The organism is Streptomyces sp. NPDC030840 (genome assembly GCF_055572015.1).
This window is the reverse complement of record NZ_JBVIEE010000002.1, coordinates 1-13784: the sequence shown is the minus strand read 5'-3', so window position 1 is coordinate 13784 and position 13784 is coordinate 1. Positions and strand designations below refer to the sequence as shown.

Genomic DNA, 13784 nt, shown 5'->3' with positions numbered 1-13784 from the left:
TGTTCCAGGTCAGCGCCGCAGCAGCTCCGGCCAGTTCGGCGGCACGCGGCCCTCCGGCCCCGGTACCGGCTGGTCGGCGGGGTGGGCCAGCGGGTGGGCCAGGTCGGGGCCCGACTCGTACATCTCGGAGGTCTCGTAGTTCCAGAACCAGGCCTCGCCCGGCTCGTAGCTGCGGATGAAGGGATGGCCGGCCTCGCGGGCGTGGGCGCTCGCGTGCTGGGCCGGAGAGCTGTCGCAGCAGCCGACATGCCCGCACTGGGCACAGCGGCGCAGATGGAACCACCATCCGCCTCCGGTGTCGCACTCCGCGCAGCCCGGCCCGCTCGGCGCGGCGCTCGGATCGATCCCGGCGGGCAGGGTCATGACGCCTCCTCAGAAGTCGCGAACGCCTCAGGTGCCTCATGTGTCCCGGGCGCCTCGGGTGTGTCGGAGTCCGCCGTCAGCGGAAGCCGCACCTGGAACCGCGTGTCGCCCGGCACGGACTGCACCTCCAGACTCCCGTGGTGCTTGTTGACGACGATGCGCCACGAGATGTCCAGCCCGAGTCCCGTGCCCTGTCCGACCGGCTTGGTCGTGAAGAACGGATCGAAGATCCGGCCACGGATGTCCGGCGGAATCCCGGGCCCCGTATCGCGGAACTCGACCAGCAACCGCTCCTGGTCGAGCGCCGTGCGCACGGTCAGCGTGCCCTCACCGCCCGCGTCGTTGATCGCCGCGACGGCGTTGTCGATCAGGTTCGTCCACACCTGGTTCAGCTCACCCGGGTAGGCCGGGACACGCGGCAGCGAGCGGTCGTAGTCCTTGACCACCTCGATCCTCGAACCGATCTTCCCCGACAGCATCAGCAGCGTGCTGTCGAGGAGTTCGTGCACGTCCGCGATCCGGTACGGCGCCCGGTCGAGCTGCGAGTACTGCTTGGCCGCGTTCACCAGGCTGGAGACACGGGCGGTGGAGTCCTCGATCTCGTTCATCAGGAGCTCGGTCTCCACCGTGTAGTTCAGCCAGCGCACCGCGCCTTCGAGGACCTGCTCGTCCACGGCCGCCGCGACCTGCTCCAGCCAGTCGGTGTCGAGGCCGGCCTGCACGAACGTCGGCGCGAGCTGCCAGCCGCCCTCGATGCCGTGGTCGTCCAGCCACTCCTGAAGCGCGTCCTCCCGGTCGGAGGCCTCCAGCGGGCTGAGCGGCGTCGCCTTGGCCACCTGCTCGGCCGTGCGCTCCTGGATCTCGACCAGCGTCTCCAGCATGTCGCGCTTGGAGGGGCTCGCCGCGATCACGCCGAGCTTGTGCCGCATGCCCGCCACCCGCTCGCGCAGCGCCGAGGTGGCCCGGACCGCCGCCGCGGCCGGGTTGTTCAGCTCGTGCGTGAGACCCGCCGACAGCGAGCCGAGCGCCAGCAGCCGTTCGCGCTGCCCGATCGCCCGCTGGGTGTTCTGGCTGCCGAAGAAGAGCCCTTCCAGCAGATGCACCGCCATGGGGAACCACTCGCGCAGGACGGACGCGAACGTCTCGGCCGGCAGCACGAAGAACCGCGAGGGCTCGGTGACCCGCGCGGAACCCTTGTAGCGGGCATGGTCAGGGTCGCCCAGATAGGCCTGCATGGCGCCCGCGTACACCCCGCGCTGGGAGGTGCGGCTGATCTCCACGTCGTCGTTCCCGACCCGGCGCGACATCACCAGGGTCCCTTCGAGAAGGACGTAGAAGCAGGTGGCGGGCTCACCCTCCCGGTAGACGTAACCGGGCTCGGCCCTCTCCACCCGGCCCTCACGACACAGACGCGCGAGCTGCTCACCGTTCAGCTCTTCGAACAGGAAGAGCGTGCCGAGCTCCTCCACGTCGCACGGCAGCGGCTGCCCGCTCATGACTGCTCCAGATACCGGTGGACGAGCATCACGGCCATCGCTCCCTCTCCGACCGCGGACGCGACCCGCTTGGCGGACTCCGACCGCGCGTCCCCGGCGACGAACACGCCGGGCACATTGGTCTCCAGGTGGTACGGCGGCCGGTCCAGCTCCCAGCCCGGGGGCGGCCCGCCGTCGGCGGTCAGGTCGGGACCGGCCAGGACGAACCCGTGCTCGTCCCGCAGCAGGGTGCCCTCCAGCCAGTCCGTCAGCGGCGCGGCACCGATGAACACGAACATCCACTGCGCGTCGGCGAGTTCGGTGTGCCCGCTCGCCACGTCCCGCAAGGTGAGCTGCTCCAGGTGATCCGTGCCGTGAGCGGCCTCCACGACCGTGCCCGTCCGCACGGTGATGTTGGGCATGCCGTCGATCTGCTGGATCAGGTAGTGCGACATCGACGCCTCCAGCGACTCCCCGCGCACCAGCAGGGTCACCGACTTGGCGTGCCGCGCCAGATACATCGCCGCCTGACCCGCCGAGTTCGCCCCGCCCACGATGTACACGTCGTGCCCCTGGCAGGCGGCGGCCTCGGTCAGCGCCGATCCGTAGAACACCCCGCACCCGGTCAGGTCCACACAGCCCGGTGCGTCGAGCTGCCGGTACGACACGCCGGTCGCGAGGATCACGCTGTGCGCGGCGATCGCCGAACCGTCGGAGAACCGGATCGTGCGCGACGCCCCGTTGACCTCGAGACCGGTGACCTCGCGCGCCGTGAGGATCTCGGCCCCGAACTTCGTGGCCTGCCGCCGCGCCCGGTCCGTGAGCTGGGCCCCGGACACACCGTCGGGGAAGCCGAGGTAGTTCTCGATCCGTGAACTCTGGCCCGCCTGCCCGCCCGTCGCGGAACGCTCCACGAGCACGGTCCGCAGGCCCTCCGAGGCCCCGTACACCGCCGCCCCGAGCCCGGCCGGCCCACCGCCGATGACGACCAGGTCGTAGAACTCCTCCGCCGGCGTCGTCGCCAGCCCCACCCGGTCGGCGAGCTCCGCGTCCTCGGGCGCCACCAGCGGCGCACCGTCCGGCGTGACCACGAGCGGCAGCCGCTCGCCGTCCGAACCGGCGGCCGCCAGCAGCCTGCGCCCCTCCGGCTCGTCGGACGAGAACCAGCGGTACGGCACCTGGTTGCGGGCCAGGAACTCCCGTACGCCCGACGACCTCGCCGACCACCGGTGCCCGACCACCTTCGTCACACCCACGCAGCGCCGGTCCGCGGCCCGCCAGGCCTCCAGCAGGTCGTCGAGGACCGGGTAGAGCTTCTCCTCCGGAGGGTCCCACGGCTTCAGCAGGTAGTGGTCGAGGTCGATGACGTTGATCGCGTCTATCGCCGCGTTCGTGTCGGCGTACGCCGTCAGCAGCACCCGCCGGGCGCCGGGGTAGATGTCCAGCGCCTGCTCGAGGAACTCGATCCCGTTCATCTGCGGCATCCGGTAGTCGGCCAGCAGCACCGCCACCTGGTCACCGCGCAGCTTCAGCTCCCGCAGCGCCTCCAGGGCGCTCTCGCCGGACTCGGCCCGCACGATCCGGTACGACTCGCCGTACCGGCGGCGCAGATCCCGGGCCACGGCGCGTGACACCCCCGGATCGTCGTCCACGGTCAGAATGACGTTCCGTGCCGGGCCGGCGGCCTGTGCCATGCGTCTCCCATCCCGCCCCGAGTACCGATCGGCGCTCGCTCCCGGCCATCGTATGGTCGATCGTCCCGTTCCGCTCCGCAATGGGGATGCACCCAGGGTGCCGGGGAAGGAACGGTCCGTACGAGACGCACGACAGCGACCCAGCGAGGGGGAGGCAGCCGTATGACCCGCCCGATCACCGTGGGAGTGGACGGAACGCCCGAGAGCAAGGCCGCCGCGGCCTGGGCGGGCCGGGAGGCCGTCCGCCGCGACCTGCCCCTGCGGATCGTGCACGCCTGGCAGTGGCAGTCGGCCGACGTCGGCATCGCCGCGGACCAGGACACCCAGGCAGAGTGGGCACGCGACCTGCTGGGGGAGGCCGAGCGGGCCGCCACCGAACGGCACCCGGGCCTGACCGTGACCGCGGAGATCCTCGACGGGGGAGCGGTCGAGTCCCTGGTGGCCGCGGCGGCGGAAGCCGAGACGCTGGTGCTGGGCTCGCGCGGGCACGGCGCGATCGTCGGTTTCCTGCTCGGCTCCGTGGGCCAGCAGGTCCTCGCCGAGGCCGAACGGCCCGTCGTCCTCGTCCGCTCCGACGACCACCCGGAAGCCGAGGCGGGCGGCCGCGAGATCGTCGTCGGCCAGCACGGCGGCCCCGACGACAGTGCCGCCGCCCTCCGCTTCGCCTTCGAGACGGCCGCCGCCCGCGGCGCCGGGCTGCGAGCCGTACGGGCCTGGAACCTGCCGCCCGTGTTCGCCTACAGCCCCGGCTCGATGAAGCTCGCCGACGAGGCCGGGGGCCTGGAGCCGTACGAGAGGAAGGCGCTCGGCGAGGCGCTGCGGCCCTGGCGTGAACGCTTCCCCGACGTGCCCGTCACCGAGCACGTGGAGATCGGCAGCGCGGCCCAGGTGCTGCTCTCGGTGGCCGGGAGGGCCCAGCTGATGGTGGCAGGGCGGCGAGCCCACCGCCGCGCGGTCGGCTCACGCATCGGCTCGGTCGCCCACGCCCTCGTGCATCACGCGCCCTGCCCGGTGGCCGTCGTACCGCCCTCCTGAACCGGCTCGGCCACGGCGGCCTCGGGGAGCGTCGCACGCACCTTGGGCAGGACGTTGTCGACGTAGTCCTTCACGGCCGTGTCCAGACCGATGTCGTGCTGGGCCCGCTCCGACAGGTACCAGCGGTGTTCCAGCAGCTCGTGGTACAGCTCGGCCGGGTCCATGGAACCGCGCAGTTCCAGCGGTATCGCCCGCACGGTCGGCCGGAACACGTCACGGACCCAGCGGTGGGCCAGTACCTCCGGGCGGGCCGCGAGGGGATCGCCGGGCGCGTAGTCGTCCTGGGTGGCCATCCAGCTCTCCAGGTCGGTCAGCAGCCTGCGCGCCTGGTTCTCCTCGGTGTCCAGACCGGTGAGCCGCAGCAGCTGCCGCTGGTGGTGACCGGCGTCGACGACCTTGGGCACGAACGTGACGCTGTCCCCGTTGTTCGAGTGGGTGATCTGCATCTCGGCCACGTCGAAGCCGAGTTCGTTGAGGCGGCGGATACGGCGCTCGATGTAGTGGTGCTTGCCCGCCGGGTACACCGACGTGCGGGTCAGCTCCCGCCACAGGCTCTGGTACCGCGCGCAGATCTCCGTACCGAACTCGATCGGGTCCACGGACGGGTGCAGCGCCCCCGACGCCTCCAGGTCGAGCAGCTCGCCGCTGATGTTGACCCGGGCGAGGTCGAGGTCGTAGTCGCGCTGCCCGTCGCTGAGCCTCGGGTGCAGCTCGCCGGTCTCGGCGTCCACCAGGTACGCCGCGTAGGCTCCCGCGTCCCGCCGGAACAGCGTGTTGGACAGCGAGCAGTCGCCCCAGGCGAACCCGGCCAGGTGCAGCCGCACCAGCAGCACCGCCAGAGCGTCCATGAGGCGGTGCATGGTGGCGGGCCGCATCGTCGTCTCGAACAGCGACCGGTACGGCATCGAGCCGCGCAGGTGCCGCGTGATCAGGACGGGCTCCAGGTAGGCCCCGCTCGCGTCGGTGCGGCCGGTGACCACCGCCAGCGCGTCCACCGTGGGGATGCCCAGCCGGTCCAGGTCCCGCAGCAGCTCGAACTCCCGCACGGCGGGCCGCTCGGCGAGTTCCTTCACGGCGACGACCTCCGAGCCGGCGCGGGCGTAGCGCACCACGTGCCGCGAGATGCCGCGCGGCAGCGGCACGAGGTGGTGCTCGGGCCACTCCTCCAGGGGGAGGTGCCACGGCAGTTCCAGCAGCAGCGCGGGATGCTCCGGGTTCGTGGCGCTGATCTGCAATGCCATCGTTGTCGTGCCTCGCCTCACGGTCGTCTGTCGGTCGGACACGGTTCGGTTCAGCGCCGTGCCCGAGGAGCATCACCGCACTTCGAGGGCTGTCACGTCAACCTGGCGGGGGCGGTGCCCCCCAAGGGGCGCGGGGAACTGCGCGACCAGCCGCACACGGCCCGCGGCCGCGAAGACAACGCCAGCCAGCTCTCCGGTAGCGGCCCCCGAAAAGCACTCACCGCACACGCCGGAACACATCGTCCGCTTCGTCCCAGCTCAACGACTCGTCCACGGCCGGCAAGCCCCGGCGGGCCGCCCGCGAGGACTGGTACATCGCGTCGATCTCCCCCTCGTACCGCCGCGTGATGGCGTCCCTGCGCAGCTTCATCGAGGGGGTCAGCAGTCCGTTGGCCACGTCGAACGGCTCCGGCAGGATGCGGAACACCCGGATCGACTCCGAGCGTGACACCGTGCTGTTGGCCGCGGTGATGGCGCGCTGCACCTCCTGCCGGAGCGCGTTCTCCTCTCGCGCACCCGGGCCGGACGCGTCAGCCTGGTCGAACAGGGCCCGCCGCCAGTGCTGCACGAAGTCGGGGTCCAGGGTGATCAGAGCCCCGACGCAGGGCCGGTTGTCGCCGACGACCACCGCCTGGTGGATGAGCGGATGCACCCGCAGGAGCTCCTCGAGCGGCGCCGGCGCGACGCTCTTCCCGCCGCTGGTGACGATGATCTCCTTCTTGCGCCCGGTGATCGACAGATAGCCCTCGGAGTCGAGCCGCCCGATGTCGCCGGTGGCCAGCCAGCCGCCGCGCAGGGCCGTCCGGGTGCCGAGCTCGTCGTTGACGTACCCCTGGAACAGCGACGGACCGCTCACCAGGATCTCCCCGTCGTCCGCGACCCGGATGTCCACACCCGGCAGCGCCCGCCCCACGGTGCCGAACTTCTCCCGCCCCACGGGCTGGGCCGTGATGCCGCCACAGGTCTCCGTCAGCCCGTAACCGTCGTGGACGAGAATGCCGATGCCCGAATAGAAAAGGGCGAGATCACGATTGAGGGGAGAACCGCCGGACACCGCCCCGCACACCCGGCCGCCCAGCGAGGCCCGCAGTTTCCGGTACACGGTCTTTTCATAGAAGGCGTGCTGCAGCCGTAGGTCGACTCCCGGCCCGTTGCCCCTGTCCAGCCGGTGCCGCTCGGCCGCCAGCGCGTAGTCCCGAGCGGTACGCACCGCACGTTCGAACAGGGCGCCCCGGCCCGTCTCCTGGGCACGCCTGAGGAAGTTCTTGTAGATCTTCTCGAAGACGGACGGAACGCCGTAGAGAAACGTCGGCCGGAACGACAGGAAGTCGGCGGCGAGCGTTTCGTCGCGCAGCTCGGGCTCGTGCGCCATGAGGATCCCGCCCCGCAGACACAGGCTCTGGATCATCAGGCCGTACACATGCGAGAAGGGCAGGAAGGCGAGAACCGCCGGCTGGACACCCTGGGGTGCCGCGGTGTGCCGCCAGCCGGCCAGGTAGGTGTCGCAGGGGCTCGCCAGGCCGCGGTGCGACAGGGCACACCCCTTGGCACGCCCGGTGGTACCGGACGTGTAGGCGATCACCGCGGTCGAGTCCGGCATCACGATCCGGCGCAGCGAGTCGACGGTCGGCTCGGGCACCGACGAGCCCCGCTCCGCGAGCTGCTCCAGCGCCCCGTCGTCCAGCTGCCACACGTGGCGCAGCCGGGGCAGCCCGGCGCAGACCGAGCCCACCGTCATCGCCCCCTGCGCGTCCTCGACCACGACTCCGGCACAGTCGGCGTCGCCCAGGATCCACTGCACCTGGTCGCGCGAGGACGTCGGATAGATCGGTACGACCTCGGCGCCCACCGTCCACAGGGCGAGGCTGAGCACCGTCCACTCGTAGCGGGTGCGCGCCATGATGGCCACCCGGTTGCCCGGCTGGATCCCGGTCGCGACGAACCCCTTCGCCAGGCCGATCACTTCGTCCCGCAGTTCGATGGCGCTGACCTGCGTCCATGCGCCCGTGGCGCCATCGGTGCGGCGCGCGATCAACGGCAGGCCGGGATCACGGCTCGCCATGTCGAAGACACTGTCGGCGAGCCCTCCCGTCACAAGGGGCGCGACCAGAGGGGCGGAGGTCCGGAAGGTCTGCATGCGCTTCCTGTGTCGTTCCTGCGTGTCGCCGGTGGTGAACTGGCAGTGATCGAACGTAGCGCATGTGGCGCCCGCCCGTGGGGCGATTGAGCAAGGAGAGCGCCGTCACGGCCGGGCGTACTCCTGGCGCACCGCACCGGCGAGCCGGGCCAGCGCCTCCTCGGAGCGAGCACGGTCGGCCTCGTCGAGGGCGGCGAGCGCGTCGGCCGCGGCCTCCCGGACACGACGGGGCACCTCCTCCAGTGCCGCCATGCGATAGGCGACGGTGCGCCGCGCCAGGCGCTCCTCGGCACTGACGCCGCGGGGACCGGACAGGGGGAAGACAGCGGCCTCGTACACGGTGACGTGCAGCAGCACACCGTGCGCGATCCCCTCGCCGTACCCGCGCAGACCGGCCTCCCGTTGCGCCTCGGCGAAGCCGGCGAGTGCCCGTCTTCGCACGAGGTACGAGCCGGTGAGACCGGCCGCACCGGCACCGGCCGCCGCAGGCAGCGCGACGACCGCGCCCCCGAGGAGAGCGCCCACGATGGCCCCTGTCGCGGTCGTCAGACAGACCAGCCCGGTGGTGAGCAGGAGCAGGGCGCGCGTGGGCGTGAAGGGAGCCATGCGGGGCAGTGTGCCAGCAACCGCTTACTCCGTATCTGATCATGCGGGAACAGCGTGCTCGCGAGGTGGTGGAGTACTGCGGAAGTGTGATGTGTGGCACGTGAGGAATCGAGGTGTGGGCGGCGGCGTGACGAATCGTGGCTGCGCACGGCTTGATCGCTGATCACTTGGGGGAAATGCCCAGGCAACGGGATCTCTCGCCCATTTGACAGTGCCTCCGGCGCGTGGATAGGAAGCCTTTCGCTGAGGTCGGGAGGTGGAGAGTGCGCGTGCCCAATGTGATCGGGGACTGGCAGGAGTGCGACGGTGGGCACGCGGGCCTGCGTGTACGCGTCCATGGCGTGGAGCGGGCGGAGCCGCCGCGGGGGCGTGACGACGCGGCCGAGGGGCTCGTTTATTTCCGGTTCCGGGTGACCGTGGAGAACCGTGCGAGTACGCATTTCGGAATCCACGTGGAGGACGGTCAGTTCGACGTGCGGACCGGGCCGGACGGGGAGAGCGCGTTTCTCGACTGGCGCAATTCCCAGTTCATCGAAGGATTCGATCTCTACCCGCTGCGGCGTGCCACGGCCGTCATCTACGCCGCGGCCGTCGATGCCTCGCTGGCGCGTATGGACATCCAGATCCAGCTGAGGACGGACGAGGAATGGGCCGACCGCTATGTGTGGGCGGGCGGCATTGGTGGTCAAGGGGATCTTCTGGGCCGCGACGCGGCCCTGGACGGGACGGGGGAGGGGCTGGCCTGCCAGGTCAGCAGCTTTCTGCAGCGGGAGGCGGAGCAGGGGCCGGGCTGAGGGTTGTTTCGCCCTCGCCGCCCCTACCCGTCCCGTCCCTGGGGGCTGCGCCCCCAGACCCCCGCTGTCGGCCTTCGGCCTCGTCCTCAAACGCCGGACAGGCTGCAAAATCCAGCACCTTGGGGGCACCTCCCAGCGGTAGCTGGGGGAGTTTGAGGAGCGGGGGTCCGGGGGCCGGCCCCCGAACGGGGCCCTGGGCGAAGCCCCGGCGGGGTCGAAGGGGCAGCGCCCCTGAAGGTGGGACGGGTAGGGGCGGCGGGGGCGACACCCCCCTACGCCGGGCGCAGCCACACCGTGGCCAGCGGCGGCAGTGTCAGCCGCACGCAGCCACGGTCGGGGCACACGGGCGGTGCGCCCACCACACCGCTGCCCCCGTACCGCAAGGCATCCGTGTTGAGCACCTCCTCCCACGCACCCACACCCTCCGCCGCCCACAGCCCGTACCCGTGCCGCACCACGGGCGAGAAGTTGGACACCGCCAGCAGCGGTGAGCCGTCCGCCGCGAACCGCAGGAACGCGAACACGTTGTCCTCGGCGGCATCCACAGCCACCCACCGGAACCCACCGGGATCGCTGTCCCGCTCCCACAGGGCCGGAACCTCGCGGTAGACGGAGTTGAGGTCGCGCACCAGGTCCCGTACCCCGCGGTGGTCGGCCTCCGCCCCGTACGCCGGGTCCAGCAGCCACCAGTCGGGTCCGTGCTCCTCCGACCACTCGGCTCCCTGGGCGAACTCCTGTCCCATGAAGAGGAGCTGCTTGCCGGGGTGGGCCCACATGAAGCCCAGATAGGCCCGGTGGTTGGCGCGCCGCTGCCACCAGTCGCCCGGCATCTTCGACACCAGCGAGCCCTTGCCGTGGACGACCTCGTCGTGGGAGATCGGCAGCACGTAGTTCTCGCTGTAGGCGTACACCATCGAGAACGTCATCTCGTTGTGGTGGTGCTTGCGGTGCACCGGGTCCTTGGCCATGTAGCCGAGCGAGTCGTGCATCCAGCCCATGTTCCACTTCAGCCCGAAGCCCAGACCGCCCCAGTCCGTCGGCTGCGTCACCCCGCCCCAGTCGGTCGACTCCTCCGCGATCGTCACCACGCCCGGCACCCGTCGGTACAGCGTCGCGTTCATCTCCTGCAGGAACCGCACCGCGTCCAGGTCCTCCCGCCCGCCGTGCTCGTTCGGTGTCCACTGGCCCGGCTCGCGCGAGTAGTCGAGGTACAGCATCGAGGCGACGGCGTCGACGCGCAGGCCGTCGATGTGGAACTCCTCGCACCAGTACACCGCGTTGGCCACCAGGAAGTTCCGCACCTCGGTCCGCCCGAGGTCGAACTCGAGCGTGCCCCAGTCCGGATGATCGGCACGACGGGAGTCGCCGGGCTCGTACAGCGGAAACCCGTCGAACCGGGCGAGCGCCCAGTCGTCCCGCGGGAAGTGCGCGGGCACCCAGTCCATGATCACGCCGATGCCGGCCTGGTGGAGCCGGTCGACGAGGTACTTGAAGTCGTCGGGGGTGCCGAGCCGGGCCGTGGGCGCGTAGAACCCGGTGACCTGGTAGCCCCACGAACCGCCGAAAGGATGCTCGGCCACCGGCATCAGCTCCACGTGGGTGAAGCCCATGTCCTTCACGTACGGCGGCAACTGCTCGGCGAGTTCCCGGTACGTCAGCCCGGGCCGCCAGGACGGCAGATGGACCTCGTACACCGAGAACGGCGCCTCGTGCACGGGCGTGTCGCCGCGGTGCGCGAGCCATTCCCGGTCGCCCCACTGGTGGTGCGAGGCGGTCACGACGGATGCTGTGGCCGGCGGGGCCTCGGTACGCCGGGCCATCGGATCGGCCTTGAGGAACCGGGCACCGTGCCGGGTCGTGATCTCGAACTTGTACCGCTCGCCCTCGCCGATCCCGGGCAGGAACAGCTCCCACACCCCGGACGAGCCGAGCGACCGCATCGGGAACGCCGTGCCGTCCCAGCAGGAGAAGTCCCCGGCGACCCTGACCCCCTGGGCGTTGGGCGCCCACACCGTGAAGCGGGTGCCGGTCACGCCCTGGTGCTCCATCGGCTCGGCCCCGAGTGCCTTCCACAACTGCTCATGCCGCCCCTCACTGATGAGGTGCAGATCGAACTCGCCGAGCGCGGGCAGGAAGCGGTACGGGTCGTGGACCTCGTACTCGGCGCCGTCGTACGACACGAGCAGCGTGTACTCGGGGATCGCGTCCAGCGGCAGGACCCCGGAGAACAGCCCGTCACCCTCGCTGCCGAGGGGTGTGCGACGCCCTTCGGCCACCACGCTCACCTCACGCGCGAACGGGCGCAGGGCCCGGAACGTCACGCCGTCCGGCCCGGGGTGCGCGCCGAGCAGCGCGTGCGGGTCGTGGTGCGCGCCCGACAGAAGGCGTGCCCGGTCGCCCCCGTCCAGGGGAGCGGCCCCGGACGGCCCCCGGTGCTCCGGGGAGGATCTGCCGGTGGGCCCCCGGCGGACGGCGGAGCTGTGCTTGCCGGACGGCCTGCGGCTGTCATGGCCGGATCTGCCGCCCGGCCGCAGGGCTTCGGCCGGTACCGGCTGGGCGTGCTGGGAGCGAGAGGGGTCACGCAGGGCCACGATGTCAGCCTCCTCGGGTGGCGAGCCGTCGGATCGCCGCCATCGGTACGGGGAGCCAGTCGGGGCGGTGCCGGGCCTCGTAGACGACCTCGTACACCGCTCTGTCCGTTTCGTACGCGCGCAGCAGCTGGGGCTCCGCGCGCGGGTCCCAGCCCGCCCCGTCCGCGTAGCCCGCGCAGTACCCCTCGCGGCAGCGGTCCGCCCACTCCGGATGCCACGGCCGCCGCGTCCGGGCCGCGTAGTCGAAGGACCGCAGCATCCCGGCGACATCGCGCACCGGCGACTGCGCGCTTCGGCGCTCGGCCAGCGGACGGGACGGCTCGCCCTCGAAGTCGATGACGAACCACTCACGGTCGGCCCGCAGCACCTGCCCCAGGTGCAGATCGCCGTGGATCCGCTGCACGGTACGGCCGGCCCCGCACGCACCGAACGTCTCGAACGTGGTCCGCAGTCCGGCAACGTACGGCTGGAGGGCGGGCACGCAGTGCGCGGCCGCGTCCAGCCGCGCGGCCATCGCGACGGCGGCGGGCCCGTTCTCGCTCCGTGTGTCGGTGGGGAAGGAGGTGGCCAGCGCCAGATGCACCTCGGCCGTGGCCCGCCCCAACTCGTACGACGCCGCTGTGAAGTCCCGGCCGTCGGCGAGCGCGTCCAGGGCCAGGGTCCAGCCGTCGGACGCACCCGGCAGGAACGGCTGGAGCACGCCGAGGGTGGCGTCCGGCCGGGTGGTGCGGATCCACGCCACGGGCGCGGGCACCCGCGCGCAGCCCTGCCGGGCCAGCGCCGACGGCACCTCCAGATCGGGGTTGACGCCCGGCTGGATCCGGCGGAACACCTTCAGGATGAACGCGTCGCCGTAGACGATCGAGGAGTTGGACTGCTCGGCGTCCAGCAGCCGCGGGGCGAGCGCGGCCGGCAGGGGCACCGACGGGTCCCGCTCGAAGACCAGCGGGCCCGCCGTCCCGGGGTGCCGCAGCCGTTCCAGCAGCAGCGCCGCCGACCGCGGATCGTGAAAGGCGTCGTACACGGCAAGACCGGCGAGCGGACCGTCCTGCGCCCGTCCGATGAAGGCACCGGCGAGCCGGGGCGGCAGGTGCTCCCGCACGCCCAGCAGCAGCTGGTAGCAGTCACCGGACGAGCAGGTACCGCCGGGTGTGCGCCGTCCCGCGTGCTCGGCGTGGACCAGCAGATGCAGACAGCCCGGATACAGCTCCGTCATCGACAGCAGCGTCACATCGGTGACGGGCCGGTCCTTCCCCGCGAACCACCGCTGCCGGGGCAGCCACTCCCGCAGCATTCCGCTGAGCGAGGCCATCGGGTGGATTCTGCCCCGGCTCCTCGGACGGAGCGAAACGGTCTCGGTCTTCGCCATGATGACGCGTCCTTTCGCGGGCTCGCTCAGAGTTCTCGGCGGGCGCGGGGAGCGACTCGGGAGAGCCGGAACCAGTAGAAGCCGTGGCCCGCGAGAGTGAGCAGGTACGGCAGTTCCCCGATGGCGGGGAAACGGACTCCGCCGATGAGTTCGACGGGGTGGCGGCCGGCGAAGGCGCGCAGGTCGAGTTCGGTGGGTTGCGCGAAGCGGGAGAAGTTGTGCACGCACAGCACCAGGTCGTCCCCGCCCTCCTCCGTCGGGGGGGCCTCGCGCAGGAAGGCGAGGACGGCGGGGTTGCTGGAGGCGAGTTCGGTGTAGGAGCCCAGGCCGAAGGCGGGGTTCTGTTTGCGGATCTCGATCATGCGGCGGGTCCAGTGCAGCAGTGACGAGGGCGACGACATGGACGCCTCGACGTTGGTGACCTGGTAGCCGTAGACCGGGTCCATGATCGTGGGCAGGTAGAGCCGGCCGGGGTCGCA

11 protein-coding genes are annotated in these 13784 nt (G+C 71.5%); 2 read left to right on the top strand and 9 right to left on the bottom strand.

Going from position 1 to position 13784, the window contains the following annotated elements; genetic code table 11:
* Positions 1 to 9: 9 nt before the first annotated feature.
* The 3 genes from ACZ49J_RS04000 to ACZ49J_RS03990 are packed head-to-tail and all read right to left on the bottom strand — an operon-like array spanning position 10 to position 3532.
* Complete coding sequence (locus ACZ49J_RS04000) at positions 10 to 363, bottom strand: UBP-type zinc finger domain-containing protein (RefSeq protein WP_467457500.1); 354 nt, start codon at positions 361 to 363, stop codon at positions 10 to 12.
* Positions 360 to 1859 (bottom strand): ATP-binding protein, encoded by a 1500-nt coding sequence (locus ACZ49J_RS03995; protein WP_467457501.1) that lies wholly within the window; start codon positions 1857 to 1859, stop codon positions 360 to 362. Before ACZ49J_RS03995 ends, ACZ49J_RS04000 begins: the two co-directional genes overlap by 4 nt.
* Positions 1856 to 3532, bottom strand: coding sequence for an NAD(P)/FAD-dependent oxidoreductase (locus ACZ49J_RS03990; protein WP_467457502.1), 1677 nt, complete (start codon positions 3530 to 3532; stop codon positions 1856 to 1858). The genes ACZ49J_RS03995 and ACZ49J_RS03990 overlap by 4 nt, the downstream gene beginning before the upstream one ends.
* Before the next feature lie 162 nt (positions 3533 to 3694).
* Here ACZ49J_RS03990 and ACZ49J_RS03985 point away from each other — a divergent pair, with 162 nt between their 5' ends.
* The gene (locus ACZ49J_RS03985) at positions 3695 to 4567 is read left to right on the top strand and encodes a universal stress protein (protein WP_467457503.1); all 873 of its coding nucleotides are present in this window, start codon (positions 3695 to 3697) and stop codon (positions 4565 to 4567) included.
* On the opposite strand, the gene ACZ49J_RS03980 is transcribed toward ACZ49J_RS03985, so the two are convergent.
* From ACZ49J_RS03980 to ACZ49J_RS03970, 3 genes are all read right to left on the bottom strand, one after another.
* On the bottom strand, positions 4528 to 5808 hold the full coding sequence (locus ACZ49J_RS03980) for a DUF4032 domain-containing protein (RefSeq protein WP_467457504.1): 1281 nt from the start codon (positions 5806 to 5808) through the stop codon (positions 4528 to 4530). The two genes, ACZ49J_RS03985 and ACZ49J_RS03980, sit on opposite strands and share 40 nt — an antisense overlap.
* Before the next feature lie 217 nt (positions 5809 to 6025).
* Complete coding sequence (locus tag ACZ49J_RS03975; RefSeq protein WP_467457505.1) at positions 6026 to 7945, bottom strand: AMP-dependent synthetase/ligase; 1920 nt, start codon at positions 7943 to 7945, stop codon at positions 6026 to 6028.
* A 105-nt stretch (positions 7946 to 8050) separates the two neighbouring features.
* The gene (locus tag ACZ49J_RS03970) at positions 8051 to 8551 is read right to left on the bottom strand and encodes a hypothetical protein (protein WP_467457506.1); all 501 of its coding nucleotides are present in this window, start codon (positions 8549 to 8551) and stop codon (positions 8051 to 8053) included.
* Positions 8552 to 8814: 263 nt separating this feature from the next.
* Between ACZ49J_RS03970 and ACZ49J_RS03965 the strand changes: the two genes are divergently transcribed.
* Positions 8815 to 9345, top strand: a complete 531-nt coding sequence (locus ACZ49J_RS03965; RefSeq protein WP_467457508.1) for a hypothetical protein — start codon at positions 8815 to 8817, stop codon at positions 9343 to 9345.
* A gap of 272 nt (positions 9346 to 9617) precedes the next feature.
* Here ACZ49J_RS03965 and glgB read toward each other — a convergent pair whose 3' ends face one another.
* The 3 genes from glgB to ACZ49J_RS03950 form a co-directional block, all read right to left on the bottom strand.
* Positions 9618 to 11753 (bottom strand): 1,4-alpha-glucan branching enzyme, encoded by a 2136-nt coding sequence (gene glgB, locus ACZ49J_RS03960; protein ID WP_467457517.1) that lies wholly within the window; start codon positions 11751 to 11753, stop codon positions 9618 to 9620.
* Between the two features lie 187 nt (positions 11754 to 11940).
* Complete coding sequence (locus ACZ49J_RS03955) at positions 11941 to 13305, bottom strand: maltokinase N-terminal cap-like domain-containing protein (protein WP_467457510.1); 1365 nt, start codon at positions 13303 to 13305, stop codon at positions 11941 to 11943.
* 26 nt (positions 13306 to 13331) lie between these two features.
* Positions 13332 to 13784: alpha-glucosidase C-terminal domain-containing protein (locus ACZ49J_RS03950; protein ID WP_468347907.1), on the bottom strand; the 453-nt coding region annotated here is incomplete at its 5' end.

Excerpts from the sequence above, each read along its gene's own strand:
- ACZ49J_RS03975 (WP_467457505.1), bottom strand. The coding sequence starts at position 7,945 with ATGCAGACCTTCCGGACCTCCGCCCCTCTGGTCGCGCCCCTTGTGACG.
- ACZ49J_RS03990 (WP_467457502.1), bottom strand. The coding sequence starts at position 3,532 with ATGGCACAGGCCGCCGGCCCGGCACGGAACGTCATTCTGACCGTGGAC.
- ACZ49J_RS04000 (WP_467457500.1), bottom strand. The coding sequence starts at position 363 with ATGACCCTGCCCGCCGGGATCGATCCGAGCGCCGCGCCGAGCGGGCCG.
- ACZ49J_RS03955 (WP_467457510.1), bottom strand. The coding sequence starts at position 13,305 with ATGGCGAAGACCGAGACCGTTTCGCTCCGTCCGAGGAGCCGGGGCAGA.
- ACZ49J_RS03995 (WP_467457501.1), bottom strand. The coding sequence starts at position 1,859 with ATGAGCGGGCAGCCGCTGCCGTGCGACGTGGAGGAGCTCGGCACGCTC.
- ACZ49J_RS03980 (WP_467457504.1), bottom strand. The coding sequence starts at position 5,808 with ATGGCATTGCAGATCAGCGCCACGAACCCGGAGCATCCCGCGCTGCTG.
- ACZ49J_RS03985 (WP_467457503.1), top strand. The coding sequence starts at position 3,695 with ATGACCCGCCCGATCACCGTGGGAGTGGACGGAACGCCCGAGAGCAAG.
- ACZ49J_RS03970 (WP_467457506.1), bottom strand. The coding sequence starts at position 8,551 with ATGGCTCCCTTCACGCCCACGCGCGCCCTGCTCCTGCTCACCACCGGG.